Origin of the sequence: Roseibium sp. MMSF_3247, assembly GCF_030733765.1 — a bacterium.
Classification (GTDB): Bacteria; Pseudomonadota; Alphaproteobacteria; order Rhizobiales; family Stappiaceae; genus Roseibium.
The window spans coordinates 13,680-39,359 of record NZ_JASHII010000003.1 but is presented as its reverse complement, the minus strand read 5'-3'; the positions used below and the strand labels follow the sequence as shown (position 1 = coordinate 39,359).

The following is a 25,680-nucleotide window of genomic DNA, read 5'->3' as shown; positions in this document are numbered from 1 at the left end:
TGATATGTTTTTTTTCAATCTCTTCCGGCTCGAAGATTTTATACACCGGGTGCGAGCACAATGCCGGAGCCGAAGGCGACGGCTGTGCGCAGCACCGCGCCCGAAGGGCGCTCCCTAATATGTTTTTATTGTTCTTCCATTCTATTGTCTAAGGCAGGAAGTCGGGGCAAAAACCAAGGAAATCCAAACTGTTCCGGTATTCTTGCCCTGTTTCTGTTCTGCCGGTTCTCTGTTTCTGACCTGCGCTAGTTCGGCTTGCAATGGGCAATCATTCAACGTCCAGACCAAGCTTTTTGCGTGCGCTCACATACTTCTCCTTGTGCCGGAATGGTCGGTCGCTGATATGCCGTCCGATGAGGCGGGCCATCTGCTTGAGCGTGTTCCCGTCGATCTGAATGTCCAAATGCTTGAGCATGGTGCCGATCGCCAAAAGGTCCGCCCATTCTCGCTTGTCTACCCCGGCTTTAAGGGAACGGTTCTGGAGGTCGATTTTGTAACGCGCCCTGGCACGATGAAATACCCTTTGGGATGATCGATCAGCGTCGTGGAGCAAGGTAACGTTCCCAAGACGGCAATGTTCAGGTCCGAATGTGTCGTGAAGTTCGATCAGCTCGAGCTTCTTCAAGGTTTTGCCTTTTGAGCGCGCAAACCTGTCCGCGGCGTCAAAGTCAAACTCCGCGCCAAAGATCGCCGCAGAGATTACGCTTTGCTGCGGGCAGGTTGTGGACGAAATGCCGGTGCCGGCACTCCCTTCTCAGCAGCTGCAAAGCGCTCGTTCAGCACCAGGTGACAAGCAGTGAACTCGTTCTTCAAGCGCCCCGAAAAAGAAGCCGCGTCTGGCTCAGCTTCGATGGTCTCTTTCAGCTCTTGGAGCAGCTCAAGGATGTCAAGAGACTGGCAGTTCCTGAAATGCTTCAGGTCCTTGGTCATGCAGCGTCTTTCTTTTTCTGCGGGTTTTCGTTGGCGGGTTGAGGATCTTCGTCTGAACACCGCGATGTGGTGCGGCATTGCTTCTTGGTGGCTGTGCGGAGGCGCTGCAGCGCGCTTGCAGCGATGCTTAAGGTCCAAGAGGTGTGATCGAGAGCGGGCGCATAGAGGAGCCGAAGCAGTTCCTGAGGGTACATCTGGATTTCCTTTCAAGATTAGGCTGCGAGCAAAACGCCGAAGCGGGCTTGGGTCTCACAAAGCCGTTTAGGGGGGGCGGCGGATGAGGTCGTTGCGGATCTCTGCCAGCAGGGCATCAGAGAAATTGGAGCGCCTGAGCCAGTTCGAGAATTGCGCGACCTCATCAGCAGTTTCGTTGGTCAAACACTCAGTGAGGTCGCTGGACGGCATGGAGAGCATGCGTGCGGTGTTTTCGACGATCTCGTGGATCTCTGTCGAGAATTTGGACGCACGTGTCCGTTGGCTGTTCATGCGAACCTCCTGAGGGATTGATGAGTTTTTTTGGTGGGGTAAGTTTACGTCAGACTATGAACGTTATGCGGGGGAGATTTCGCGATTTTGATAATTACTCTGAGTATTAAAGTAATCGTAAGCCATCGAACGATGATGATCGCAGGCTGATTTTTGATACAATTCACCTTGAATTTTTGAAGTTATTTTGGGTTTGCATTCAGCGTTTATTACGATCTCAATCAATTTCTCTTCCCATAATTCGGCGTATTCATCAAGTAAATTAAGGGTTATATGATATGCATTCTCGACATGTATGAGGAGTCTAAGGAAATTTTTACTCCAAGAAGTCTGTGCGATAATGAATTTTTCTAATTCAGTCCATATGCATTGGTCCGTGTGCAATTCATCAAAAAAGTTTGCAGATGCGGCAATAACACACTCCATTGCAACTATTTTTTCATACTCAAACACTTCTCCTGTTTTTTTGCGTATTCGCTCAAGTAATCCTTAATTTCTCGATTTATATAAATGTCAATTTCCATTTTCATGCTTTTGTATATTGCTAAATAGTGTGCTTGTTGTAGGTAATCGCTCTGTAGTTTTTCGCTGATCAGAGTGATTTGTTTCATGGTTTTACTCCTGTCTAAAGAATAGACCATTTCGTTCTCCGGGGAGACAGAGCTACCAAACTCTTACTATTGTTATGCCCCTTCAGGCGGTCGGATATTCCAATCTCAGGTCATTCGATAACCTGAGAACGTGGGTTTTACAGATCAGCTTATGTAGAGTAAAAATAAAAATAAGCAACTTTATATATAGTCAGCAGCAACTGACTCAACTTGCTTATTTTCGAGTCGCGAATTTCCGTTTTGTTGAAAAAATTCTTAGTATAAATCGAGATATTGAGAGTATTTTCTTGTGTGTTTTGAGGTCGTTTTTCGTTTGTTTCCGCTATTGGATATTTTTCATGAACTTAGGTGAGCTGTCATTGCGATGAAAATCAGAACCCTGACAATGGCTCTCACAGCTGCTGCGATACTGGCTATATCGAGCCCACATGCGGCCGAAGTAGATCCCGCACTTGAGCAGGCTGCGCGCACGAAAGCGGCTGAGACGCTCGTAGATCCGTATTCAGCCGTGTTCACATTCGACGTGGTCAACGAATTCGAGGGCGGTATGGCTGGAAAGATCTGCGGCTGGGTGATCACGAAGAACCGATGCGGCGCTTACACGGGCCTGAGGTTCTTTTATGCGGGCTATGTGCAGACGGGAGGGAAGTATCTGGTGATCGCCTTCGCGGCGGTCGAAATGCGCTTTGACCCATCCATGGCGAATGGGAGCATTTGCTCGTAAAGCCGTAAGGTTTGGCGGAGGAACTGCCTCATGTGGTGTGTTTGAGGCGGCTTTCCTGCGGTGCAGGGAATGTATTTCTTTTGCCTAAATCGGGGACAGATGTTCCGATTGGTGATGCTTTTGCGTATCTAGGAACTGAGTTGTCGTCGTTCTCTGTTATGAAAGGTAAGCCTTGGCTTTTGCTTCAGACGGGGGCTAGTCATCCTTTCACAACGCCACTTATCAGATTCATCTGCATTAGACGTGTAGAGATCACCCCGGGATCGGCAGCAAGAACACCAATACTCTCTATGGCTCGCTTCACAACAGCGTATAGCGGAAAACCATTTTGTCGATGTGAATATGCTTGTTCAATCTTTGTGGGCCTATAGCCGCCTCCACAGTACCAATCAGCCACGGAACATCGGTACCAATCATTTAAGCGGCTGAATCAGCATGTGGCACCAGGACATCATCAATCTTTATGATCGTGTTGAACTCGGCATCAGGTTCATTGTCATTGGGTAAACGGTTATTCCAAGGAAAATCGCCGATTTCATTGGAGGGCTGCGCCAATTTTGAACAATGGCGCAGAACTTCGCGAAAATACAGAAACATTTATAAGAGAATTTACCGCAGCAGTTCTTCTTCGAAGGGAAAGCGGGACAGCAGCTCAATGCCCTTTTCTGTCACCAGAACCTGTTGCTCAAGTTTGACACCTTCGCAGCCTCCAGCGGCGCCGATATAGCTTTCAACACAGATCGTCATCCCGGCGACGATCTCTCCGTCATATCCAGCATCGGGAAAATCCCCCTTGTGATACAGATAAGGGTATTCGCCCGTCATGCCGCAGCCATGGGCCGAGAGGTAATAGCGGTTGTCGTAGAATTTTTCCGGGATATCCCACGCACGCTCCGCATAGTCCCGAAAACTCATGCCCGCATGGAGAATGTCCATGTTGCTTTGGACCTGCTCGTACGCAACCTTGTAGAGCTCGCGTTGCGCCTCCGTCGGTTTTCCCGGTCCAGAATGGAATGTGCGCGAGAAATCGGAATAGTAACCGTGACAACCGACCACATCAGTATCGAGTGCAATCAACTCGTTTTTACCAATGACATTGCTGGAAGTTTCCTGAAACCACGGGTTCGTCCGGGCGCCTGCGTTAAGAAGCCGTGTTTCGCAATAATCCGCATTCTGCGCGATCACCGATTGATGCAAGACGGACCACAATTCATTTTCTGTCATTCCGGGGCGGATTGCATCCCGCAACCTGGCCACGCCGGTCTCGGTCGCCCGTAATGAGGCATTCACGCATTTCATTTCTTCGCTGGACTTGACCGAACGCGCCATTTCTACCGGCTGTTGGGCATCAACGATGCGCAGACCGCAGTCCTTAAGTGCAATCGCGGTTCCGGCATTCAGCCGCTCCAGCCCGACGGTTGCTCCTTTCCCGGCAAGCTCCTTGATCAGGTCCGCCATTTCAACTGCCCAGGCCTTTTCCCGGGCCTGAATGCCGGGACCGGCCGCGACAAAGCTGGCGGTCTTGGCGGGGCGCACTTCGTCAATTGTTTCCAAGCCCTGCCCAAGATGCAGGCATCCGGTAAACTCGAAAAGGAGAGATCTCGCGGCGGTTAGCAGCAGGTAGCGCGACGGTGCATTGCGTTGACAAAACACCTGCATGTTCCGTGCACCCGTGGCGTAGCGGATGTTGATGGGGTCCGACAGGATGACGGCGTCGACGCCAAATTGAGCCATTTGCTCGCGCACCCGGCCAAGGCGGTAAAGTCTGACGGATTCCAGATCGATCCCTGCACCCTTCGGTGCGCGATCAAGCAATGCGATTCCATCCAGATCGCTTCGCTCTGCATGCCAGTCGAAATTCGCCATGTCGTTTCGCCCAATGAGTTTGAGCCAAAACTAATTCGACATCGGCACGCAGTGTATATTGAAAATTCTCAGGCATAGCTATAACCAATGGGAATGGATAGCCGACGAAAATCGCTTCCGCCGCTCGACACGCTTGTGTTCTTTGAAACGGCGCTGCGCGCCGGCAGCTTCAGCGCTGCAGCGTCTGAGCTTTATGTGTCGCAAGCCGCGGTCAGCAAGCGTGTGAAGCAACTCGAAAACTGGCTGGGTGCGGATTTATTTGAGCGCGGCGCGCGGAGCCTCAAACCAACGCAGGCCGGGGCACAACTGGCCGATCCCGTGGCCATGGCGCTGGACTATCTTCAAGGCGCGCTTGATCAGGTCAGGTCGCCAGCGGCGTCTTCCGTCCGCATCGCAGCCAATTCAGCCGTGTCAGTCTTTTGGCTGTTCGAGCGCCTTCGGTCTTTTGCGCTCAGCTCTTCATCCTGTCCTGTCGAAACGGTCGTTAAGGATGATCCCCGCGACGTGCTTTCAGCCAGCAATGACCTTGCCATTATCTACGCCGACAAGGTTCCCGAGGGGTGGGAAGGGCATTTGCTGATGGACGAGGAACTGGCCCCTGTTGCCTCTCCCGCTGAGGCCGAACGCTTTGCCAACGCCCACCAAAATTCGAGGCTGCTGGACTATAAGAGACATGCACCGGACTGGATCAACTGGGACGTATGGCAACAGCGGGAACATCAAAGCGTTTTTCACGGTCTGACCAAAACATTGTGCCAGAGTTACAGTCATTCCATCGGTTTGGCCTTAGAGGGCGAGGGCATCGCTTTGGCAAGCTGTTCGCTCTTGCAAGCAGACTTGGCATCCGGGCGGCTTGTGAGGCTGGTCGATAAGCCGCTGAAAACCGGCAAGGGGTACTTTCTGGTTTGGCAGGCAGCGAAAGCGGTGCGGCCGGAAGTTTATAACCTCGCCAAACATCTCGGTCTAAGCTGATCTTTGTGCAATTGAGTTTGTCGGCACTTTGTTTGCCGAGCAGAAATTCGATTTTATCGCAGGGAATGTTCGTTGTTAGCCCCGTCTAACCTAAACTCGACAAAAGTTGCCAATCCCGCATCCACCGCGGTGGGTGGGTGAAGTTGCCAGGCCGGACCTGCTGGACTGGTCAGGCGATTTGATACACAGTTTGGGGTGTCGTAGCGAAGACCCGCTGGTTGTGCGGGGTGACGCCGAAGCGATTCTGATAGGTGCGGATGAAGTGCGAAGGAGACTCGTAGCCGCACGCCAGTGCGATTTCGGAGATCGACTGCTCCGTCTGCAGCAGCAGGTTCCGCGCTCTAGTCAGCTTCTGGTTTATGGCAAACTGTTTTGGCGACATCTTCAGGTGCTTCTGAAACAGGCGCTCCAGTTGCCGCGTAGATATGCCTATGGTACGGGCGATCTCTGACGTTGGAAGGTAGTAGGGCGCGCTCTCATTGAGCAGCCGGATGGCTTCGGCGATATGCGGATTGCGAATGCCGTGGCGGGCCTGAAGGGATATCTGCTGGGCCGCATCAGCGGGGCGAACGCCGGAATATACCATCATGTCGGCAATCGCTGCAGCAAGGTCCTCACCGTGTGTCTCGCCAATCAGATGTAGCATCAGATCGGTCGCTGCCGTACCACCCGAGGCCGTCACGAACGTTTCGTCGGCGACGAAGACGTTGCGGCACAGTTCAACCTCCGGAAAATTCTCCTGAAAGCTGTCGTGGAAAGACCAGTGGATGGCCGCCCGGCGGTTGTTCAGAAATCCGGCGCTTGCCAGCACATGAGCCCCGGAACAGATGGCGCCGATCTGGGTGCCGCGTGCCCGTTCGCGGCGCAGGAAGGCGAGCACGTCCGAGGTCGCTTTGTCGCCGACATTCTGGCCAGAAATCAGAAACAGGCTGCTGCGCGGCGGCAAATCCGTTAGGCCCTGATCGACAAGGGTGACCGTCTTGTTTGAACAAACGGCGCGCTCACCATCAACTGATGCAAGCCGCCAGCGGTAAATCTCCTGACCCTGAAGCAGGTTGGCGATGCGCAGCGGTTCGACGGCGCAGGCAAAAGCGATATGCGAAAAATCGTCGATAAGCAGGAAGGTGACGTCGCGCGTTCTGGGCATGTCGCTTTTCTCCGGAGCCTGTCGCCTTGGCCCGTTTCGAGTACCGGGCATCATTGTATGATTTATGTGTTGTCATTGTATTCACATTGTATACAAATCGGTCAACCAAAATCGAAACGGAGCGGTGTGATGCCTCCTCAGCGTGGAACGGCCAAGACCGTTGCCTATGAAGATCTGAAGCGAGCGATCCTGACATTGGAACGCAAGCCCGGCAGTGCGCTGGAGGAAACGGAATTGTGCGAACTATACGGCCTGTCCCGAACCCCCTTGAGGGAAGTGCTGCAGCAACTGTCCGGCGACGGCTATGTCACGTTGCAGCTCAACCGCGGCGCCCGGGTCTCCGACATGACCCATTTCACGCTGCGCGACTTTTTCCTTGCTGCGCCATTGATTTACAGCGCCATCCTGCGTCTGGCCGCACAGAACGCTACACCGGTGCAAATTGACGAACTGAAGGCTGCACAGGATGCATTCCGTCAGGCAATGGACACAGGCGATGTCACTGCGCGTGCTTTGACCAACGATCGTTTTCACCGCATCACAGGGAAGATGGCCGGCAACAGCTACCTTATGGCGAGCCTAGACCGGCTGCTGATCGATCACACCCGTATCGGCATGACGTTCTTTCGTCAGACCCGCGGTGCGAAGGACGAGCGGCTCAAACTGGCCAGCGCGCAACATGACGAAATGATCGCTGCCATAGAGGACGGCGATGAACACCGCGCCGCCGAACTGGCGCTTGAGCACTGGGCATTGTCGCGCGACCAGATCGAACTCTTTGTCATGCCGCCCGGGCTGGAAGCCCCACTCGGCCAGCCTCCCAAACTCAAATCCGCCTGAAGCCGGAGACCATCTGGATGACACCAAGACTAACCTTTGAGGGTATCTATACGCCTGCCGTTACGCCCTATGATACGGACGGCAATGTCGTCTGGGATGCGCTGGAGAAGGTGATCGATCACCTGGTTGCCAGCGGCGTTCACGGCGTGATTTCGGGTGGTTCAACTGGCGAGAACTATACTCAGACGGTGGAAGAGCGTCTGGAACTTGCGCAGTTCACAAAGGACAAACTGGCCGGACGTCTGCCGCTGATCGTCGGAACGGGCACGATGCGCACGCCGGACTCAATCGCTTTGGCTGAAGGTGCGGCAAAGATGGATGCCGAGGCAATTCTGGTTGCCACGCCGCCTTATGCGGTGCCGACGGAGCGGGAAAATGCGCTTAATGTCCTGACTATCGACCGGGCGGCGGATCTACCGATCATGCTTTATAATTATCCGGGCCGGATGGGCGTCAACATGGGCGAGGAATTCCTTGACCGGGTTGGCCGGTCCCGCAATGTCTGCGCCATCAAGGAAAGTTCTGGTGACATCAACAGGGTGCATTTGCTCGCCCGGGACTATCCGCATATCCAGATGTCCTGCGGCATGGACGACCAGGCGCTGGAGTTTTTTGCTTGGGGCGCGCGCAGCTGGGTCTGTGCCGGTTCAAACTTCCTGCCTGACGAACACGTCGCGCTTTACAAGGCCTGTGCGGTGGAAGGGGATTTCACCAAGGGGCGTAAGATCATGTCGGCGATGATGCCTTTGATGCGCGTCTTGGAGCAGGGCGGCAAATTCATCCAGTGCGTCAAGCACGGAGTTGAGATGAGTGGTCTTTATGCCGGACCGCCGCGCGCCCCGCTGAAGGCGCTGAACAAGGACGACAAACGCCAACTCGAGCAGGTTGTTCGCGTGTTGAAATCCACCATTGATGACATCACGGCAGGAGCGTGACCATGACCGATCTTCTGACGCGTGACGAGTACAAAGCTCTGGCCGCTCAACTCACTTTGCCGACCAACGCCTTTATCGATGGCAGCTATCGGCCGGCACAATCGGGAGAGACATTCTCAAGTGTAAACCCGGCCACGGGTGAGACGCTGGCCGATATAGCGGCGTGCAGCTCGGAAGATGTCGACTTCGCTGTTTCAAAAGCGCGCGATGCATTTGAAGACGGGCGCTGGTCGAAACTGTCTCCCGGTGAACGGAAGGACATTCTGATCCGCTTTGCCAAATTGCTCACCCGGAACCGGCGGGAACTGGCGGTGATGGAAAGCCTCGACAGCGGCAAAACCATCTTCGACTGCGAGACAGTCGATGTTCTGGAGACAATCCATTGTCTGAAATGGCACGCGGAGGCGATCGACAAGATCTATGATCAGGTGTCCCCTGCATCCGATGACCACATCGCGATGATCGTGCGTGAACCGATTGGTGTGGTGGGTCTTGTGCTGCCATGGAACTTCCCGCTCATGATGCTGGCCTGGAAAATTGGGCCTGCACTGGCAGCTGGTTGTTCGGTGATCGTCAAGCCGGCGGAGGAAACCTCTCTAACGGCGCTGCGCGTTGCAGAAATTGCCATGGAAGCTGGGATACCGCGTGGTGTTTTCAACGTGGTACCGGGCACCGGTCCGGAGGTCGGCGAGCCGCTCGGGCGACATATGGATGTTGATATGGTGTCCTTCACCGGATCGACCGAAACGGGACGCAGGTTCCTGCACTACGCGGCAGACAGCAATCTGAAGGAAGTCGTTCTAGAGATGGGCGGCAAGAATCCCAGCGTTGTCCTGAAAGATGCAGACAATCTCGATCGTGTTGCAGCTCAGGTGGTCAACGGCGCTTTCTGGAACATGGGCGAAAACTGCTCGGCGAGCTCGCGCCTGATCGTCGAAGAGGAGATCAAGGACGCGCTGATGGAGCGGATCCTGGCTCATGCCCGTGAATGGACCCTTGGCGATCCGCTTGATCCGGAGCACCGGGTCGGTGCGCTTGTATCAAGCGCGCATTTCCAGAAGGTCTGTTCCTATTTGGATAGAGATGCCGATGTCCTGATGGGCGGTAAAAGCTATGACGGAGCCTATGTGGAGCCGACGGTGCTGGAAGTGGATGCGTCTTCGGCGCTTGCCAGGGAGGAGATCTTCGGTCCGGTCCTGAGTGTCCTGACGGTGCGCGGGTTTGATGAAGCGATCGCTATGGCCAACGCCACGGATTATGGCCTTGCCGCATCGATCTTCACGTCCAACACCAAGAAGGCCCTGCGCGGCGCACGCGCCATCCGGGCAGGGACTGTCACGGTAAACTGTTTCGGAGAAGGCGATATCACGACGCCCTTCGGAGGTTACAAGCAGTCCGGGTTTGGTGGCCGTGACAACAGCCTTGCAGCCCATGACCAGTACACCCAGCTGAAGACAATCTGGGTGGATCTCGCTGACGACGAGGACGAGGCGGTCGGCTGATGCAGCGGGCCGCCAAATGCCTGCCAAGTTTGCAAGGGCCGGCGGCCTGGAACCGGATCCTGCCGGCACCGCTGCGGCCGCAGGTTCTTGCCGAGGATCTCACTGCGGACGTCACCATCATCGGTGCAGGCTTCGCCGGGCTCAGCGCGGCGCGGCGGCTAACGCAGATCGATGCCGGCTTGAAGGTTGTCGTGTTGGATGCCTTGCCTATTGCGGAGAGCTCTGCCGGACGCAATTCCGGGTTCATGATCGATCTGCCGCATGAACTGACATCAGAGGACTATGCCGGGGCTGGCGACGACAAGTCCCTGATAGCCATCAACCGTCAGGCTATCCATTTCGCACGCGAAGCGGTAGACGAATACCAGATTGACGCGAATTATTTCGATCCGGCGGGCAAGGTGAACGGTGCTGCCAGCGTGAAGGCTGCCGCTCATAACAAGAGCTATGCGCACCACCTTGCAAGCCTCGGCGAAGACTATGAACTTCTTGACCAGCGCCAAATGACAGAGCTGACGGGAAGCCGTCACTATCTTGGCGGGCTCTATACCCCCGGCACCGTGATGTTACAGCCAGCAGGTTATGTGCGCGGTCTGGCATCCGGGTTGAGACGGGCCGGTGTTTCGGTTTTTGAAAAAAGCCCGGTGACCTCGTTCTCCAAACAGGACACGGGCTGGCTCGTCGCGACGCCCGGCGGCAAGGTTTCAACCGGCAAGATCATTCTGACAATTAATGGTCATCTGGAAAGTTTCGGTTATGAACGGAACAGGCTCATGCAGCTCTTTCTATTTGCTGTCATGACACCGGAGCTCGATGACGATGCAATGAAGAAACTCGGTGGCCAACCGCGATGGGGAATCACTCCCTCCGACCCGATGGGGACGACCCTGAGGCGGATCGATACCGGTCAAGGCGGCAATCGGATTGTTACTCGCACCTGTGCAGTTCTGAAGCCGGATATGCGGCTGACGCAAGCGCATGTCGACAGGGCAGCCGCAGTTATGCAGGACAAGTTCGACCGACGCTTCCCGAAATTGGCCGGACTGAAGATGGAGTATCGCTGGGCTGGACATCTGTGCCTGTCTATGAACGGTGTGGCCGTGATGCGGGAACTGGAGGGCGGTGTCTATTCCGGCTGTGTTCAAAACGGTCTTGGCACAGCACGCGGAACCCTGACCGGGATGGGCGCCGCGGAACTTGCCCTCGGTATCGAGAGCGACATCACGCGGCATTTCGGTGCGGAAGCTCTACCCAAAAAACTGCCGCCGCAGCCGTTTCGTGAACTTGGTGCTAATTTAGTGTTGCGCTGGAAGGAATGGCGGGCTGCTGAAGAATAGACGCGCCACGCCGAAAGCATTCTGAAAACCATCAGCCGTTGACTGTTCAAGCCTCAATAGACCCAACTGAAGGCATAACCGGCTAGCAGGGAGCCGGTGATGGCCAGCGCCAGGTAGAGCAAGAAGGGACGCAGTCTGAGCACGGGAAAGATCGCGAGCGCTCCCCAGATGCTGACGACGCCTCCAGAGACGAGGAAAGCCATCGCCGCGCCTGGGGACATGCCGTTGTCGATGAGACCGCGCGTGAGTGGCAAGGCGGCGTAGCCGTCAATATAGGCTGGCGCCCCAACAAAAACGGCAGCGGGGATCGCCCACCATTTGTCGGCGCCGACATATATGGCGAGAGAGCCCGGTGTCAGCGCCTGGTTCAAGGCAAATTCGGCAAAGAAAGCCGGGATCAAGCAGATCAGGATCAGCCGGGTTGTGGCGAATCCCTGTCGGAAGAAGGATTCGCGCCGGTCTGCGTTCATCCAAACCCTAGGCGAGAAGCTGGCCGCTCCACAGCAGGTTCTTGTCTTGAGGGACGAGGCCAGACCATTTTTTCTGAGCGCCGACTGACCGGATTTTCCGGCTGTCAGAAATGCCGTCACGGTGCCGCCGAAGAGGCCGAGCCCGAAGGCTGCAACAGTTTTTCCAATCGCAAATGCAAGGCCCAGAGTGGCCGCAGTTGTCGCAAGCATTGCCGGATCTGTGACAGGCGAAGACAGCCAGAAAGCCATGACGGGTGCGAGCGGCACACCTGCTGCGAGAAGGCCGACCATCAAGGGCAGAACTGTCACGCCACATACGGGAGTGATCGCACCGATCGCCGCGGCGGCCAAGATGGCACGTGCCATATGCCCCTCAAAGGCCCGGCTGATGATCTTGTCGGCACCGCTGGCCATGATCCAGGCTGTGAGGAGGATGCCCGGCACGACCAGTGGGGCAACTGCAATGAGCCCCTCAACGGTGAAGACCGCGCCATTCCAGACGAAATCTGGCCAATGCCATGTGATGATCGCAAAGACCAAAAGACCAATCCCGGCAAGATGCAGGCGCGTTGGACGCGAGAATGATGCGGCTGTCTGATCTGCCATGTCGGGTCCCCTGAGCTTGACGGGATCAGGATAGATATGCTGAATTCATCAGTAAAACGAATATCGTTAATATCGGATATTGGAAAATTCGATGAATAATCTGGACAGTGAGTTGCTCAGAACATTCCTGGCGGTGGCAGGAACGGGCAGCATCACTGAAGGCGCTCGTGTGATCGGCCGGTCGCAATCCGCCACCAGTCTGCAGATCATGCGTCTGGAACAGGTGGTGGGACGTCCTGTCTTTGATCGGACGGGGCGCGGGGTGTCCTTGTCGCAAACCGGTGAACAGCTTTTGCCGGTCGCACGGGAGGTTACCGGTCGATTGGATGTGGCGCTCCGAGAAATCACCGCGGACGGGTTGCGCGGCAGGCTGCGGCTGGCCATCCCGGATGATCACGGCCAAACCAGGCTTGCGGCGATCCTCGGAGCGTTTGTGCAATCTCATCCTCAGGTGGAGTTGGACGTAACGTGTTCGATCAGCACGGAGTTTCCGGAGATGATTGCCAGGGGACAACTCGATCTCGCCGTCTATGAAGTTGAGACGCCGCAAGCTTTTGAAGAGGTGATTTACGTGGATCCGACCTGCTGGGTCTGCGCGAAACACTTGTCATTGCAGAATCAGGCGGTGGTGCCGATTGCGCTGTTCGACCGCGCTTGCTGGTGGAGGGATGCTGCGATTGCGGCACTTGAGAAAAGTGGGCGGCCGTACAGGATCGTCTTTTCCAGTCAGAGTGTTGCCGGTGTGACGGCGGCCGTAGAGGCTGGCATTGCCATCGGCTTGCTCGGGAAGTCCTCGATCGGACCACAATTGCGGACGCTTGGAACACAGGACGGCTTTGGCGAGACCCCCGCGTCCCAATTGGTGATCGGCACCTCTGCAGAGGCAGACAGGGATCTTGTTGTCACCATGTCATCCGCCATCCGCACGGCGTTTCAGAACTGAGGACGAAGTTTTTTTGGCGTTAAGGTAGGCTGAGCCGGGTCATGCGACCGCCGTCAACGGTATAGATCTGGCCGGTGATGAAGCCGCTTTCTTCCGCGGCCAGGAAAGCAACAAGCGCGGCCACCTCTTCCGGTGCGCCCGTTCGGCCGACGGGATGGATCTTGCCGATATCCCGCCTGAAGGCCTCGGGGTTGGTCTGGGCCGCGATGAAATCCAGATTCAGGTCAGTATCGATCCAGCCTGGGGCAACGGCGTTGCAGCGAATACCGTCCTGGCCATGGTCAACCGCAATGGCGCGCGTCAAGCCGTGCAGTCCTGCTTTGGAGGCCGCATAAGCGGCATGATGAGGATTGCATCCAACTCCTTCGATTGATCCCACATTGACGATCGTGCCTTTGGTGATGCGCAAATGGGGCAGGGCGTATTTGACAAGCAGGAACGGGGCCGTGAGATTGACCGTTAGGCTGCGTTGCCAATCTTCAAGTGTCATGCCCTCGACACTGGCTTCCTGCATCAGCCCGGCATTGTTGACCAGAACATCAAGCCGCCCTGACGCGTTTATCACCGCTGGGATCACTTTTGCGAGTGCCGCGCTATCTGAAAAATCGGCACAAACGTGCTCGAATTCTGTGTCTTCACCGCGCTGGGCTGTGAAGACACGGGCGCCTTCGTCGCGCAGTCGAGTTGCAATCGCCCTACCGATCCCGCTGCGCCCGCCGGTGACCAGCGCCGTCTTGCCTTCAAAGCGTGTCATGCAACCGATTTCCCGCCATTGACCTCGACCAGCGCGCCGCACATGTACCGGGCCGCATCGGAGGCCAGAAACAGCACCACATCTGCAATGTCGTCCGGCTTGGCGATCCGGCCGAGCGGCACGGTCATGCCGATGTCCTTGATTGCCGTTACCGGATCGAAGCCCCGTTTTTCGAAACCGGTGCGCAACATCGGCGTGTCTACTTCATTGGGGCAGACCGCGTTGATCCTTATGCCCTGATGGGCGTGATCGCGGCCCATGCATTGGGTCAGCGATGCAATGGCCGCCTTTGTCATGCAATAGACTGCGTGATTGGGACCCGGGTGCACGCCCCAGCAGGAGGCGAGATTGACGATGGCGCCGCCGCCGACCTCGGCGAGGATCGGAATGCCGGCCCGGCAGATTCGGAAAGGAGCTTCTACATTGACGCCGACCGAGAGCGACCAGTCCCGGTCACTGGTCTCGGTAACCGGACCGCGTGTGATTACCCCGGCGTTGTTGATGATGATGTCAAGACCGCCGAGCGCCTTGGCCGCAGCGCCAGGAAGACTGTCTGCATAGACCTGATCCAAGAGGTCGCCGGGAAGTTCCGCCTCAGCTGGGATGCCGTGGCAATTGAAATCGGCAACTGCGACCAAAGCGCCTTCATTACGCAACATTTTGGTGATCACTTGCCCCATACCGCCGGCAGCACCGGTCACGAGCGCTTTCTTTCCGGTAAATCGCATTAGTTTCTTCTCCCTTTACCAGGCGGCCATCGGGGCGCCGAAGCGGATTTCGTCAATCTCAACACCGAGGCCAGGGCTATCGGGAACGCGGATGTGACCATCCCTTATTCGAACACCCTCGTTGGAGCCGTAGCTCCCCTCGATCATTGGGGCGGCCAGCCAGACACCTTCCAGCAGGGACGGTTTGACAGTGGCTGCGATCAGCGTGCACGCCGCCGATATGATGTCGCCACCCCAGGCGTCATCGCAGGTATGGGGCAAATTGGCCGCCTCGCAGATATCCCGGAACGCAGCCATCTGCTGCAGTCCGCCTATGCGTGTGACCTTCATGCCGAACCCGTCGACAAGTCCGGTTCCAACGGCACGAATGACGGTGGCGAGATCGACGCTGCTTTCATCCATGTAAAGCGCGTGCTGGATCTGAGGGCGAATTTTTTCCAGGTCCTCGATCCGGTTACAGGGTTGTTCCAGAACAAAAGGTATATCGGGGCACTCCCGGCACACACGAAGGGCATCCCGTGTCGTCCATCCTCGATTTCCGTCAACCGCAAGGCGCATACCGGTGCCTGCGATTTTCTGCCAGACCTTGCGGATACTCTCGATGTCCACGTCAACTGGCCGTCCGCCGAGCTTGATCTGCAGGCGTTGGTAGCCCTCCTTCTGCTTTTCCAGCGCAAGACGGGCAATTTCATCCGGGTCACCGACACCGAGCGCGTAATAGGAGGGCACCATATCCGTGACCGCACCGCCGAGCAGTGTCGCGGCGCTCACGCCGAGGTCTTTGCCGAGCAGGTCATGGATCGCGATGTCGATCGCTGCCTTGGCATAATTGTGGCCGTTGAGAGCGCCGTTCATGGCTCTGACAACAGTCAACGGCTGCACCTCCACTCCGATCAGTGCCGGTGCCATCTGCTGAAGCGCCGCTTGCGCACCACGCGCGTGTGCTTCGGCATAGGTCGGCCCGACCGGACAGGTCTCGCCCCATCCGCTGAGACCCGTGTTAGATGTCAGTTTGACGAGGGTTGTCTGAAGCGACCAAACCTCGGCATTGGCCATTTTGTAGGGGCCGTTTTTCACTGGCAGGTCGTGCCGGTAAATCTCGATCGAGGAAATCTTCATGGAACGTCCTGAGACGGAAATCGCAAGATCAGCTGAAAGCTGGTCGTTTTTGGGCTGGTCCAACATCCTGTCTGCGCGCTTCGACGCAGAATACTCTCGGCATACTCTCGGCATACTCTCGGCTGGTGAGGAATTAGAATTCTTGGTTTAAGGCATCTTCGGCCGGTATTTCCCGTTCGCGACGGGCAATATAGTCCAAGAGAGCCTCGTTCTTCGCTGCGTCGAGCCTCGGTTCCTGGTACTCCAAAAGGAGCCTACGGGCCTGGGCCAGGGCACGCTCTGTGATTTCGACTTCGCCTTCCGCCTTCCATTGTTCGATCGAGTTGTTGTCGAACATGTCTGGCATGAAGAAGGCCCGCTGGAAGTTTTCCTGGGTGTGGGGGTGACCAAGATAGTGACCGCCCGGACCAACATCACGGACCGCTGCCAGCGCTTCGTCAAAGTCGTCCCAGCGCGGACCTTCGGCCATGCGATAGGCCATGGCGCATTGCTCTGCATCGACAATAAACTTTGCAACGGAACAGTGCATGCCGGCTTCGTTCCAACCGGCTGCGTGCCAGATGTAGTTGGCGCCGGCATGGATCACGGCGCTCAAAGTTGCTGCGCTCTCATAACCCGCTTGGGCATCGAAAGTCTTGGCGCCGCCGAGCGAGCCGGAGGTGCGCCAGGGCACATTGTAATGGCGCGCCAGCTGACCGATCAGGAAGTTCATCAGGCTGATCTCCGGCGTGCCGGCCATTGGTGCGCCGGATTTCATGGACACTGTCGAGAGATAATGGCCGTAGATCGCGGGCGCGCCTTTGCGGATCACCTGGGTGTAGGCGAGCGCACTCAGGGCTTCCGCGTTCAGCTGGGCAACGGCCGGCACCACCGAGGCCGGTGTGTTGGCGCCGCCGAGCACGAAGGGGGAGCACAGTACCGGCTGGTTCCGTTTTGAAAAGGCGCGCATGGCGCCGAGCATGGTCTCGTCCCAGACCAGGGGAGAATTGCCGTTGCAGTTGCCAGTTGTGACCGGGTGGTCTTCCAAATAATCCTCTCCGAAGAGGAGGGCGCACATCTCCATGACGTCTTCGGCATTCTTGGGGCTTGTTGTCATGCCCATGAAAGTCTTGTCTGAATGCTTCATTGACGAATAGGTGATGCGCAAGTGGCGGTGGCTGATGGGATGGTCATAGGGTTCGACTATGTGGTGCGCGCTGGAATGCATCGCAGGAAGCATGTGGCTGAGCTTGTGGAACATCGCCAGATCTTCCAGCGTCGGGTTGCGGCGCTCGTCGTTGAGATCCCGAATGAACGGGGCTCCGGTCATCGGTACAAACATTGACCGGTTGCCACCAAGCGGAACGTTCTTTGCCGGATGGCGGGCGTGATACGTGAAGCTGGAGGGGATTGTGCGGATAAGCTCGCGTACCAGGCCACGGTCGAGATAAACCCGTTCTCCATCCACCTTTGCACCGGCGTTGCGCCAGTCATCAAGCGCAATGGGGTCCCGGAAGATGATCCCGACCTCTTCCAGTATTCTCATGGACGCGTTGTCGAGGCGTTCAATCTGATCTTGATCCAAGGGTTCGCACAAAGGCAGCTTTCGGGTGAGACCCGGCAACATTTCGTGATCAGGTGCGGTGCGAAGTGCTCGGCGGCCGGCACGGCCACCGCTTCGGCTGCGCGTTGCGACACTCATTGGGATCTCCGAAGGTGGTTCACTTTCCGTCAGGATGCGCGTGATGAGGTGCGACAACGCGCGGTAAACCGAACTTGAACAGCATTTTCCGACATTGCAGGAATATTATCGTTCCTCGGAGCCAAAAGAATCGGCAGTAGTTTCAAAGCAGATAATAATAGTAGCGCTTTATTGTTTTCCGTACGGTCAAAATTTCATGTTTTGCTTAAGTAATGTTGCTCTGCACAATTTTGTGGCATGCTGTTAGCATTAAAAATTTTAAACCTTGAATTTCGCCAAAAGTGTAGTCGAGGTGGTGGAGTTCGTGTTTTGTTATCTGCATGTCGCAAATGAGCATCGCAGATACTCGAAAATTTGCGGATGCTACGTATGGGAATTTAACTGTCGACAGCTTTGAATATTCCAGATGGGGAGACAGATGACCAAAACCAAAGACCAAGACATGATCAATCGCCTTGAAAGCGCGGCGCGCACCGGAGGCATCACAAAGCGTGAGTTTATACGTTATTCGGTGCTGGCGGGTCTGACGGCCTCCACTGCAACGGGCCTATGGTCCACCAAGGCGAAGGCGCAACCGAAAAGCGGTGGCACCTTCCGCTGGGGTCTTCATGACGGAAACACGTCGGATAGCCATGATCCGGGCACCTACTTGACCCGCCAGATGATCTTCATGGCGCACACGTATCGCAGCTTCCTGACGATGATCATGGGAGATGGCTCTCTCGGGCCAGACCTGGCCGACAGTTGGGAAGCCAGTGCGGACGCCTCTGAGTGGACCTTTAAGCTTACCGAAAATGCCAGCTTCCACAGTGGCAAGAAGTTGACGGCAGACGACGTGATCGCGTCGCTCAATCACCACCGCGGTGACGCATCGACATCTGCAGCGAAAGCTCTGCTTGCTGGTGTGACAGACATCAAGAAGGATGGTGACTACACCGTTGTGGTGTCGCTTTCCGGCGGCAATGCGGACTTCCCGTGGCTGATGACTGATTACCACCTTTGCATTTGCCCTGCCAATGAAGACGGTACGATCGATTGGGAGTCCGGCGATGGCACGGGTCCGTACAAGATCGATAGTGGTGAGTTTGGCGTTCAGTTCAACCTGAGCCGGCACGACGGTTGGCACCGTGAAGGCGCTTATTTCGATAAGGTCGAGATCATCGTTCTGAACGATCCGAATGCCCGCCAAACCGCCCTTATGACCGGTGACGTGGACGCAGTCTCGCTGATCGAGCTGAAGACGATGGGGCTGTTGCAGCGTAATCCGAACATCAAAATTCACAATATCCCGTCCGCGGGCGCGATCACAATGCCAATGCATTGTAATGTCGCTCCATTCGACAATGTCGACGTGCGCAACGCGTTGAAACTGTCGATGAACCGCGACGAGATCATCGAGAAAATCGCCTTCGGCGCGGCTACCAAGGGCAATGATTTCCATCACTCCCCAGCGCAGCCGTATTGGCCGGACGACCTTCCGCAACGCGAGTATGACCCGGACCAGGCCAAGTCTTTGCTAAAGAAAGCTGGTGCAGAAGGACTGACTATCAACCTGTCTACGGCGGATAGTGTTTATGCCGGCGCCGTCGACATGGCCGTCCTTTACGCCGAACAAGCCAAAGCGGCGGGCATCAACATCAACGTCGTGCGCGAACCGAACGACGGTTATTACTCCGACGTGTGGTTGAAAAAGCCGTTCTGTCTGGTCTCCTGGGGTGCTCGTCCGACACCGGATGTGATGTACACGCTGGCTTATAAGGATGATGCCGCTTGGAACGAATCCTTCTGGCAGAATGAGCAATTCAACAAGTTGCTGCTGCAAGCAAAAGCGGAATTGGACGACGCCAAGCGCGCGGACATGTACCGCGAGATGGCAATCCTGGCGAAAGACGACGGCGGGACGATCATCCCGTTCTTCAACAATTTCGTTTACGCCAACAGCACTAAGGTGGGTACGCCGGATCAGCTGGCTGCCAGCTGGGAAAATGATGGCGCACGGGCGGCAAGCCGCTGGTGGTTCGAGTCCTGATCCTAATACGAAGCGGCGGAGAAAATCCGCCGCTTCGTTTATGACATAGACCCGAACTCAGTTCGGTTCATGTTGCTGTCGCGTCGGGGCCTTCTGCCAAAGCAGAGAAAATAAAGCGGACAAGGGGCGCCTGACTGCCGTTCGGACATTTGATGTGAGGTCCGGGCTTCGTGTTCTGGAGGGACAAATGGGGGACATCCTACAGCTGGTCCTAAAGAGACTTGGCTTAGGTTTGGTCACGCTTCTCGTGGTTTCAATCCTGATATTCTTCGCGGTCGAGCTGCTACCCGGCGATATCGCACAGGCCGTTTTGGGTCAGGGGGCAACGCCTGAAACTGTTGCAGCTCTTCGAGAAAAGCTTGGCCTCGATCAACCGGCCATCTTTCGCTATTTCCAATGGCTCGGCGGCGCCTTGACGGGCGACTTTGGTGTCTCGCTGGTATCCGGCGTCAGCGTTGGGGAGGCAATCGGCGAAAGGTTTGTGAACACGCTCTTCTTGGCGACCTATGCAGCCGTTATCGCTGTGCCGATTTCCATAATTCTCGGAGTGATTGTTGCCTTGCTGCGCAATACCCTGTTCGACCGGGTTGCGAACGTTGCGACGCTGACCTCAATTTCTTCTCCCGAATTCTTTCTCGGTTATATCCTGATTCTGTATCTGGCGGTAAAGACACAGTATTTTCCTGCAATCGCGAGCATAAGCCCCGACATGACCTTCGGAGAATTGTTGCATCGGACTTTCTTGCCCGCATTGACATTGGTGCTGGTAGTCACTGCGCACATGATGCGGATGACGCGGGCTGCAATTATCAACCTGCTGGCTTCGCCCTACATCGAGATGGCACGGCTAAAGGGTGTCCCGCCCTGGAAAATCATCGTGAAACACGCCTTGCCGAATGCCTGGGCGCCGATCATCAACGTCGTTGCACTCAACCTTGCCTACCTAATTACCGGTGTGGTTCTGGTCGAGGTCGTTTTTGTCTATCCCGGCATTGGCCAGCTTCTGGTGGATGCGGTAGCCAAACGCGACTTCCCCATTGTTCAGGCATGCTGTCTGATTTTCGCTGCAACCTTCATCCTGCTCAACCTGGCAGCCGATGTGGGAGCAATCCTGACCAATCCGCGTTTGCGGCATCCGAAGTGAGGGCAGCGAAATGAGTACATTTGTTATTGCTTACTATGCGCTGCTGATCGGCGGGTCCTGCCTGGCGGCGTATTTCAAAAAACGCGAGCTGTTTCTGCTGATTTTCTCCCTGACCCTCGTGTCTTTCGTGATGGGGATCATCGGCGGGGTGGGGGCTCTCAGGTTTGTCACAATAGCTGCCGGGATTTTGGCATTGGCGGCAGGGACGTCCTATGCCTTCCGGGAATTTCTCATCATTATTGCACCCGAAGGAGTTGCCAAGGAGCTGAGAACAGCTCCGCTGACCGCTGCTTTTGGCATGTTCGTGATCTTCACCTACGCGATTGCCGGTATTTTCGCCCCGGTCATCGCGCCGTTTGGCGAAGCCGAAGTCATCTCGTCGGCGTTCGCACCAGCAGATGAAAACATGTTGCTGGGCGCTGACCAGCTCGGGCGGGACATGTTCAGCCGGATCATCTACGGCGCACGAAACTCGGTCGGCCTGGCGCTGATTGCAACAACGCTTGCCTTTGTCATGGGTGCGTTTGCCGGTTTGCTTGCGGCAACGAAAGGCGGGTGGTTCGACCAGTTCATGGGCCGTTTTGCCGATGTGATCATGTCCGTTCCGTCACTTATCTTCGCGCTTTTGATGCTGAGTATCTTCGGCACAAACCTGGCGGTGATCGTCGTCGTTGTTGCGGTGATCTATTCGCCACGGGTGTTCCGACTGACCCGTGCGGTTGCAGGTAATGTAGTCGTGATGGATTACATCGAGGCGGCAAAGCTCAGGGGGGAGGGGACCTGGTATCTCATCCGCAAGGAGATCCTGCCCAACTCGACGGCGCCGCTGATTGCCGAATTCGGCCTGGAGTTCTGCTTCGTGTTCCTTCTGATCGCGGGTCTATCCTTCCTCGGGCTGGGCATTCAGCCACCAACCGCTGACTGGGGTTCTATGGTACGTGAGAACGCGACCTTGATTTCCTTTGGTGAACTGACACCGCTAATCCCTGCGGCGGCGATTGCGCTGCTGACGGTTGCGGTCAACTTTGTCGTCGACTGGATGTTGTTCCGGTCCTCCGGTCTGAAGGAGGTTTGATCATGGTTCCCAAGAAAGACGTACTTCTGGAAATCAGGGACCTTCGTATAGAAGGCTATTCCGATGAGAAATGGGTTGAGATCGTCCATGGGGTGGATCTAACCCTTCACAAGGGTGAGGTTCTTGGCCTCATCGGCGAATCTGGGGCTGGCAAGTCCACTATCGGCCTCGCTTCGATGGGCTTTGCCCGGGACGGCTGCCGGATCTCTGGCGGGTCGATTGAATTCGACGGCATGGAGCTGACCACCACACCAGAATCTGCGCTGCGTGCCCTGCGCGGATCACGGATTGCCTATGTGGCTCAGTCTGCGGCAGCATCCTTCAACCCGTCTCATAAAATCATTGACCAGCACACGGAAGCACCGATCCAGTACCGGATCCAGAAGCGGGTCGAGGCGCAGGAAGACGCGATGCAGCTCTACGAGCGGCTGCGTTTGCCAAATCCTGACGAAATCGGGTTCCGGTATCCGCATCAGGTATCCGGTGGCCAATTACAACGTGCCATGACTGCCATGGCCATGGCGTGCCGCCCAGACTTGATCATTTTTGACGAACCGACCACTGCACTGGACGTGACCACGCAGATCGAGGTTCTGGCGGCGATCCGCGACATTGTTGATCAGTTCAACACCGCTGCGATCTACATCACCCACGATCTTGCTGTTGTTGCGCAGATGGCGGACACCATCAAAGTGCTCCTAAAGGGTGAGGAAGTCGAGGAAGCGCCCACCGCGCAAATGCTGGATTCGCCCAAGGAGGATTACACAAAGAGCCTTTGGGCCGTGCGCAGTTTCAAGCGCCCCCAAAAACAGCGTCCAACGGGTGCAGACGCCATCCCAATCATATCGGTTCAGGGCATTGATGCAGCTTATGGCAAGACCAAGGTTCTGGACGACGTGTCGTTCGACATCTATCCCGGAATGACCGTCGCCGTTGTGGGCGAGTCCGGCTCGGGCAAATCGACGACGGCCCGTTGTATCACCGGCCTTTTGCCCCCGACCAAGGGACAAATCCTGTTCAATGGTGAAGCTCTGCCGCCGCGCTATCAGGACCGCTCCAAAGAACAACTTCGCCAAGCCCAAATGATTTATCAGATGGCGGATACGGCTTTAAATCCGAAAATCCGTATTTGCGACATCATTGGGCGTCCGGCCCAGTTCTACAGCGGTCTTCACGGCACAGCACTCAAAAGCCGCGTTGATGAACTTCTCGATCTGATCGAACTCGACCCGGCCAAGTTCTACAACCGCTATCCGCCCGAATTGTCAGGCGGCCAGAAGCAGCGGGTTGGTATCGCCCGGGCTCTTGCGGCCGATCCCAAATTCATTATCTGCGATGAGGTGACCAGCGCGCTTGACCAGCTTGTTGCCGAAGGGATACTGAAACTGCTTGACCGGCTGCAGCAAGAATTCAACCTCGCCTACATGTTCATCACGCATGACTTGGCGACAGTCCGGTCAATTGCCGACGAGGTGGTGGTCATGCAGAGGGGCAAGGTAGTCGAACAGGGTCCGAAAGACGAAATGTTCACGCCACCGCACCATCCCTACACGGATCTGCTCTTGTCGTCGGTTCCGGAGATGGACCCGAATTGGCTCACCACTCTGCTGGACGAGCGCGGAACGGATGCGATAGGCGAAGCGGCCAATGTCTGATCGATTTGAAAACCGGCAGGCTCAAACAGACATACCCCGGCGCGGCTTTGCTCCGGGGTATCTATAAGTCAGTCGCAGGCTCGAAGTTGCCCGGTCAGCCGACCATCATGTAGCCGGACAGCACCATCGCGCCCACGAGCAGCGCATAAACACCGACCACGGCCTGCCAAGAGCCGCTGTGTTGTCTGTATTCGCGAATGAGATCATCCCGGGTCATGCTCGTCTCCGATTCCACCCGTGTGCCTTAACCTGAACTTTCGGCACACATAGTCGACAGAAGTTAAGAATTCAATGCGCCAATCCGTGAATCTCACCCATATTTCTGCATAGCAGATATCCGTGACAATTCATGAAGCGCGGCTTTAATCCCGTTCTAGGTCTGATCCCGCACTTGAGCAGGCTGTGCGCACGAAAGCGGCTGAGACGCTTGTTGATCCGTATTCAGCCGTGTTCACATTCGACGTGGTCAACGAATTCGAGGGCGGTATAGCTGGAAAGATCTGCGGCTCGGTCAACGCGAAGAACCGATACCGCGCTTACACGGGCCAGAGGTTCTTTTATGCGGGCTATGTGAAGACGGGAGGGAAGTATCTGGTGATTGCCTTCACGACGATCGCAATGCACTTTGACCCATCTATGGCGAATGGGAGCATTTGCTCTTTGATCTGGCCTGGGGCAATGCCCCACCACACATAAAACCCTTTTCGGTAAATGTACCGAATTCAACACGGTTTTTATGGCGCGCAATTATGAGATACGAGTTCCACCAAAAACTGGCTTCTGCAGAAGTGAGGCCGAGGCAAACTCACATACTCTAGCCTGGCGCCGCTCGCATGGTTTCGGGCAGCCACAGTGCCAGATCCGGAATCCAGATTAGAACGAAGCACATCAGAACCATGATAAGGAACATGGGCAAGGCTGCACGCGTGATGTAGCCCATCTCGTGATGCGTCATCCCTTGTAGAACGAACAGATTAAAACCGATGGGTGGGGTTATCTGCGCCATCTCAACCACAACCACGACAAAGATACCGAACCAGATCAGGTCAATGCCCGCATCGCGGACCATCGGTTCGACGACGGCCATTGTCAGAACCACGCTGGAGATACCGTCGAGAAACATCCCAAGGACGATATAAAATACAAGTAAAGCCATCAGTAGCTGAAAGCGGGTCAGCTCGATGGCCGCGATCCCATCGGCCAGTGCGCGAGGCAAACCCGTAAAGCCCATAGCGAGCTTTAGAAAAGCTGCTCCGGCGAGGATCAACGCGATCATGGCCGATGTTCGGGTTGCGCCCATCAGGCTGTCTGTGAAGGTGCCCCAGTTGAGTGATCCCTGACTTGCGGCCAGCACGAGAGCGCCAATTACACCGATCGCCGCAGCTTCGGTCGCTGTTGCATAACCGGTATACATGGACCCGATCACGACCAGGATGAGCAGCAACACAGGGATCAGATATCGCGAGTTCTTGAGCTTTTCAGCGAACGACATGCCTGTTTCCTGCTTGGGATGCCATCCTTTTGAAAACTTTGAGTAAAGTGCGACATAGCCCATGAACATCAGTGCTAGGCACAAGCCGGGTAGAACGCCAGCAAAAAACAATTGCGTAATGCTTTCGTTGACCGTCACGCCATAAACAATCAATGCAAGAGAGGGTGGGATCATCAAACCCAGTGTTGCCGCGCCCGCGAGCGTTCCAATGACCACACGCTCAGGATAGTCCCGCGCCCGCAACTCCGGTATCGACATCTTGCCAACGGTGGTGAGCGTCGCCGCTGAGGAACCCGAAACAGCTGCGAAAACTGTACAGCCCACGATATTTGTGTGCACCAACCCACCAGGCAAGCGAGCCAGCCAGGGAGAAAGCCCCCGGAACATGTCTTCGGACAGCCGAGTGCGAAACAAGATCTCTCCCATCCAGATGAATAGCGGCAATGCAGTCAGCGTCCAGCTAGAACTGGAGGCCCAAATTGTGGTCACCATGGTGTCGCCAACTGGTCGGCTGGTAAAAAGTTCCATACCGACCCAGGCGACACCCATGAGCGCAAGGCCCACCCAAACACCCGTACCTAGCAGCAAAAACAGAACAAATAGAAAAATGGAGATGGCGTAGACTTCGGTCATT

The 25,680-nt window shown here is 55.9% G+C and carries 26 protein-coding genes; 13 read left to right on the top strand and 13 right to left on the bottom strand.

Going from position 1 to position 25,680, the window contains the following annotated elements; genetic code table 11:
* Positions 1–268: 268 nt before the first annotated feature.
* The 4 genes from RBB44_RS10600 to RBB44_RS10585 all read right to left on the bottom strand — a co-directional run bounded on the left by RBB44_RS10600 (position 269) and on the right by RBB44_RS10585 (position 1,416).
* Entirely contained in the window at positions 269–625 is a 357-nt protein-coding gene (locus RBB44_RS10600; RefSeq protein WP_306147354.1) for a hypothetical protein, read from the bottom strand.
* Positions 626–699: 74 nt separating this feature from the next.
* Positions 700–930 carry a hypothetical protein gene (locus tag RBB44_RS10595; protein WP_306147353.1) on the bottom strand — a complete coding sequence of 77 codons (231 nt, stop codon included), beginning with the start codon at positions 928–930 and terminating at the stop codon, positions 700–702.
* On the bottom strand, positions 927–1,124 hold the full coding sequence (locus tag RBB44_RS10590) for a hypothetical protein (protein ID WP_306147352.1): 198 nt from the start codon (positions 1,122–1,124) through the stop codon (positions 927–929). The genes RBB44_RS10595 and RBB44_RS10590 overlap by 4 nt, the downstream gene beginning before the upstream one ends.
* 67 nt (positions 1,125–1,191) lie before the next feature.
* Positions 1,192–1,416: a hypothetical protein gene (locus RBB44_RS10585; RefSeq protein WP_306147351.1), complete on the bottom strand. Its 225-nt coding sequence runs from the start codon at positions 1,414–1,416 to the stop codon at positions 1,192–1,194.
* A gap of 975 nt (positions 1,417–2,391) precedes the next feature.
* On the opposite strand from RBB44_RS10585, the gene RBB44_RS10580 reads away from it, so the two are divergent.
* Complete coding sequence (locus RBB44_RS10580; protein ID WP_306147350.1) at positions 2,392–2,751, top strand: hypothetical protein; 360 nt, start codon at positions 2,392–2,394, stop codon at positions 2,749–2,751.
* Between the two features lie 609 nt (positions 2,752–3,360).
* Here the strand turns inward: RBB44_RS10580 and RBB44_RS10575 are convergent.
* Complete coding sequence (locus RBB44_RS10575) at positions 3,361–4,617, bottom strand: Xaa-Pro peptidase family protein (protein WP_306147349.1); 1,257 nt, start codon at positions 4,615–4,617, stop codon at positions 3,361–3,363.
* Between the two features lie 93 nt (positions 4,618–4,710).
* Here RBB44_RS10575 and RBB44_RS10570 point away from each other — a divergent pair, with 93 nt between their 5' ends.
* Positions 4,711–5,589: a LysR family transcriptional regulator gene (locus RBB44_RS10570; RefSeq protein WP_306147348.1), complete on the top strand. Its 879-nt coding sequence runs from the start codon at positions 4,711–4,713 to the stop codon at positions 5,587–5,589.
* 169 nt (positions 5,590–5,758) lie between these two features.
* Here RBB44_RS10570 and RBB44_RS10565 read toward each other — a convergent pair whose 3' ends face one another.
* Positions 5,759–6,736 (bottom strand): GlxA family transcriptional regulator, encoded by a 978-nt coding sequence (locus RBB44_RS10565; protein WP_306147347.1) that lies wholly within the window; start codon positions 6,734–6,736, stop codon positions 5,759–5,761.
* A 129-nt stretch (positions 6,737–6,865) separates the two neighbouring features.
* Here RBB44_RS10565 and RBB44_RS10560 point away from each other — a divergent pair, with 129 nt between their 5' ends.
* From RBB44_RS10560 to RBB44_RS10545, 4 genes are read left to right on the top strand one after another with little or no spacing between them, the layout of a single operon-like run.
* Complete coding sequence (locus RBB44_RS10560) at positions 6,866–7,576, top strand: GntR family transcriptional regulator (protein WP_306147346.1); 711 nt, start codon at positions 6,866–6,868, stop codon at positions 7,574–7,576.
* A 17-nt stretch (positions 7,577–7,593) separates the two neighbouring features.
* A complete protein-coding gene (locus RBB44_RS10555) occupies positions 7,594–8,511 on the top strand; it encodes a dihydrodipicolinate synthase family protein (RefSeq protein ID WP_306147345.1) in 918 nt (305 codons plus the stop codon).
* 2 nt (positions 8,512–8,513) lie between these two features.
* Positions 8,514–10,013, top strand: coding sequence for an aldehyde dehydrogenase (locus RBB44_RS10550; protein WP_306147344.1), 1,500 nt, complete (start codon positions 8,514–8,516; stop codon positions 10,011–10,013).
* A complete protein-coding gene (locus RBB44_RS10545) occupies positions 10,013–11,350 on the top strand; it encodes an FAD-binding oxidoreductase (RefSeq protein ID WP_306147343.1) in 1,338 nt (445 codons plus the stop codon). Before RBB44_RS10550 ends, RBB44_RS10545 begins: the two co-directional genes overlap by 1 nt.
* Before the next feature lie 53 nt (positions 11,351–11,403).
* On the opposite strand, the gene RBB44_RS10540 is transcribed toward RBB44_RS10545, so the two are convergent.
* A complete protein-coding gene (locus tag RBB44_RS10540; protein WP_306147342.1) occupies positions 11,404–12,426 on the bottom strand; it encodes a permease in 1,023 nt (340 codons plus the stop codon).
* A gap of 91 nt (positions 12,427–12,517) precedes the next feature.
* On the opposite strand from RBB44_RS10540, the gene RBB44_RS10535 reads away from it, so the two are divergent.
* Entirely contained in the window at positions 12,518–13,369 is an 852-nt protein-coding gene (locus RBB44_RS10535; RefSeq protein WP_306147341.1) for a LysR substrate-binding domain-containing protein, read from the top strand.
* A gap of 19 nt (positions 13,370–13,388) precedes the next feature.
* Here RBB44_RS10535 and RBB44_RS10530 read toward each other — a convergent pair whose 3' ends face one another.
* The 3 genes from RBB44_RS10530 to RBB44_RS10520 are packed head-to-tail and all read right to left on the bottom strand — an operon-like array spanning position 13,389 to position 15,970.
* The gene (locus RBB44_RS10530) at positions 13,389–14,123 is read right to left on the bottom strand and encodes an SDR family NAD(P)-dependent oxidoreductase (protein WP_306147340.1); all 735 of its coding nucleotides are present in this window, start codon (positions 14,121–14,123) and stop codon (positions 13,389–13,391) included.
* Positions 14,120–14,851, bottom strand: coding sequence for an SDR family NAD(P)-dependent oxidoreductase (locus RBB44_RS10525; protein WP_306147339.1), 732 nt, complete (start codon positions 14,849–14,851; stop codon positions 14,120–14,122). Before RBB44_RS10525 ends, RBB44_RS10530 begins: the two co-directional genes overlap by 4 nt.
* Before the next feature lie 15 nt (positions 14,852–14,866).
* Entirely contained in the window at positions 14,867–15,970 is a 1,104-nt protein-coding gene (locus RBB44_RS10520; protein WP_306147338.1) for a mandelate racemase/muconate lactonizing enzyme family protein, read from the bottom strand.
* On the opposite strand from RBB44_RS10520, the gene RBB44_RS10515 reads away from it, so the two are divergent.
* Entirely contained in the window at positions 15,969–16,121 is a 153-nt protein-coding gene (locus RBB44_RS10515; protein ID WP_306147337.1) for a hypothetical protein, read from the top strand. The two genes, RBB44_RS10520 and RBB44_RS10515, sit on opposite strands and share 2 nt — an antisense overlap.
* Here the strand turns inward: RBB44_RS10515 and RBB44_RS10510 are convergent.
* Positions 16,104–17,651 carry a trimethylamine methyltransferase family protein gene (locus RBB44_RS10510; protein WP_306147336.1) on the bottom strand — a complete coding sequence of 516 codons (1,548 nt, stop codon included), beginning with the start codon at positions 17,649–17,651 and terminating at the stop codon, positions 16,104–16,106. The genes RBB44_RS10515 and RBB44_RS10510 overlap by 18 nt on opposite strands.
* Positions 17,652–18,069: 418 nt before the next feature.
* Here RBB44_RS10510 and RBB44_RS10505 point away from each other — a divergent pair, with 418 nt between their 5' ends.
* The 4 genes from RBB44_RS10505 to RBB44_RS10490 all read left to right on the top strand — a co-directional run bounded on the left by RBB44_RS10505 (position 18,070) and on the right by RBB44_RS10490 (position 23,554).
* Positions 18,070–19,680, top strand: a complete 1,611-nt coding sequence (locus RBB44_RS10505) for an ABC transporter substrate-binding protein (RefSeq protein WP_306147335.1) — start codon at positions 18,070–18,072, stop codon at positions 19,678–19,680.
* 187 nt (positions 19,681–19,867) lie between these two features.
* The gene (locus RBB44_RS10500; protein WP_306147334.1) at positions 19,868–20,824 is read left to right on the top strand and encodes an ABC transporter permease; all 957 of its coding nucleotides are present in this window, start codon (positions 19,868–19,870) and stop codon (positions 20,822–20,824) included.
* Positions 20,825–20,834: 10 nt separating this feature from the next.
* Positions 20,835–21,899, top strand: a complete 1,065-nt coding sequence (locus RBB44_RS10495; RefSeq protein WP_286183219.1) for an ABC transporter permease — start codon at positions 20,835–20,837, stop codon at positions 21,897–21,899.
* Positions 21,900–21,901: 2 nt separating this feature from the next.
* The gene (locus RBB44_RS10490) at positions 21,902–23,554 is read left to right on the top strand and encodes an ABC transporter ATP-binding protein (protein WP_306147333.1); all 1,653 of its coding nucleotides are present in this window, start codon (positions 21,902–21,904) and stop codon (positions 23,552–23,554) included.
* Positions 23,555–23,648: 94 nt separating this feature from the next.
* On the opposite strand, the gene RBB44_RS10485 is transcribed toward RBB44_RS10490, so the two are convergent.
* A complete protein-coding gene (locus RBB44_RS10485; RefSeq protein WP_268873417.1) occupies positions 23,649–23,771 on the bottom strand; it encodes a hypothetical protein in 123 nt (40 codons plus the stop codon).
* Between the two features lie 185 nt (positions 23,772–23,956).
* On the opposite strand from RBB44_RS10485, the gene RBB44_RS10480 reads away from it, so the two are divergent.
* Positions 23,957–24,250 carry a hypothetical protein gene (locus RBB44_RS10480; protein ID WP_306147332.1) on the top strand — a complete coding sequence of 98 codons (294 nt, stop codon included), beginning with the start codon at positions 23,957–23,959 and terminating at the stop codon, positions 24,248–24,250.
* Between the two features lie 118 nt (positions 24,251–24,368).
* Here the strand turns inward: RBB44_RS10480 and RBB44_RS10475 are convergent, their stop codons facing one another.
* Positions 24,369–25,679, bottom strand: a complete 1,311-nt coding sequence (locus tag RBB44_RS10475; RefSeq protein ID WP_209179477.1) for a TRAP transporter large permease — start codon at positions 25,677–25,679, stop codon at positions 24,369–24,371.
* Position 25,680 lies beyond the last annotated feature (1 nt).

Bases quoted from the DNA above. Each gene is read 5' to 3' on its own strand.
- RBB44_RS10595 (WP_306147353.1), bottom strand. From the start codon at position 930: ATGACCAAGGACCTGAAGCATTTCAGGAACTGCCAGTCTCTTGACATC.
- RBB44_RS10590 (WP_306147352.1), bottom strand. From the start codon at position 1,124: ATGTACCCTCAGGAACTGCTTCGGCTCCTCTATGCGCCCGCTCTCGAT.
- RBB44_RS10585 (WP_306147351.1), bottom strand. From the start codon at position 1,416: ATGAACAGCCAACGGACACGTGCGTCCAAATTCTCGACAGAGATCCAC.
- RBB44_RS10580 (WP_306147350.1), top strand. From the start codon at position 2,392: ATGAAAATCAGAACCCTGACAATGGCTCTCACAGCTGCTGCGATACTG.
- RBB44_RS10575 (WP_306147349.1), bottom strand. From the start codon at position 4,617: ATGGCGAATTTCGACTGGCATGCAGAGCGAAGCGATCTGGATGGAATC.
- RBB44_RS10570 (WP_306147348.1), top strand. From the start codon at position 4,711: ATGGATAGCCGACGAAAATCGCTTCCGCCGCTCGACACGCTTGTGTTC.
- RBB44_RS10565 (WP_306147347.1), bottom strand. From the start codon at position 6,736: ATGCCCAGAACGCGCGACGTCACCTTCCTGCTTATCGACGATTTTTCG.
- RBB44_RS10560 (WP_306147346.1), top strand. From the start codon at position 6,866: ATGCCTCCTCAGCGTGGAACGGCCAAGACCGTTGCCTATGAAGATCTG.
- RBB44_RS10555 (WP_306147345.1), top strand. From the start codon at position 7,594: ATGACACCAAGACTAACCTTTGAGGGTATCTATACGCCTGCCGTTACG.
- RBB44_RS10550 (WP_306147344.1), top strand. From the start codon at position 8,514: ATGACCGATCTTCTGACGCGTGACGAGTACAAAGCTCTGGCCGCTCAA.
- RBB44_RS10545 (WP_306147343.1), top strand. From the start codon at position 10,013: ATGCAGCGGGCCGCCAAATGCCTGCCAAGTTTGCAAGGGCCGGCGGCC.
- RBB44_RS10540 (WP_306147342.1), bottom strand. From the start codon at position 12,426: ATGGCAGATCAGACAGCCGCATCATTCTCGCGTCCAACGCGCCTGCAT.
- RBB44_RS10535 (WP_306147341.1), top strand. From the start codon at position 12,518: ATGAATAATCTGGACAGTGAGTTGCTCAGAACATTCCTGGCGGTGGCA.
- RBB44_RS10530 (WP_306147340.1), bottom strand. From the start codon at position 14,123: ATGACACGCTTTGAAGGCAAGACGGCGCTGGTCACCGGCGGGCGCAGC.
- RBB44_RS10525 (WP_306147339.1), bottom strand. From the start codon at position 14,851: ATGCGATTTACCGGAAAGAAAGCGCTCGTGACCGGTGCTGCCGGCGGT.
- RBB44_RS10515 (WP_306147337.1), top strand. From the start codon at position 15,969: ATGGAACGTCCTGAGACGGAAATCGCAAGATCAGCTGAAAGCTGGTCG.
- RBB44_RS10520 (WP_306147338.1), bottom strand. From the start codon at position 15,970: ATGAAGATTTCCTCGATCGAGATTTACCGGCACGACCTGCCAGTGAAA.
- RBB44_RS10510 (WP_306147336.1), bottom strand. From the start codon at position 17,651: ATGAGTGTCGCAACGCGCAGCCGAAGCGGTGGCCGTGCCGGCCGCCGA.
- RBB44_RS10505 (WP_306147335.1), top strand. From the start codon at position 18,070: ATGACCAAAACCAAAGACCAAGACATGATCAATCGCCTTGAAAGCGCG.
- RBB44_RS10500 (WP_306147334.1), top strand. From the start codon at position 19,868: ATGGGGGACATCCTACAGCTGGTCCTAAAGAGACTTGGCTTAGGTTTG.
- RBB44_RS10495 (WP_286183219.1), top strand. From the start codon at position 20,835: ATGAGTACATTTGTTATTGCTTACTATGCGCTGCTGATCGGCGGGTCC.
- RBB44_RS10490 (WP_306147333.1), top strand. From the start codon at position 21,902: ATGGTTCCCAAGAAAGACGTACTTCTGGAAATCAGGGACCTTCGTATA.
- RBB44_RS10485 (WP_268873417.1), bottom strand. From the start codon at position 23,771: ATGACCCGGGATGATCTCATTCGCGAATACAGACAACACAGCGGCTCT.
- RBB44_RS10475 (WP_209179477.1), bottom strand. From the start codon at position 25,679: ATGACCGAAGTCTACGCCATCTCCATTTTTCTATTTGTTCTGTTTTTG.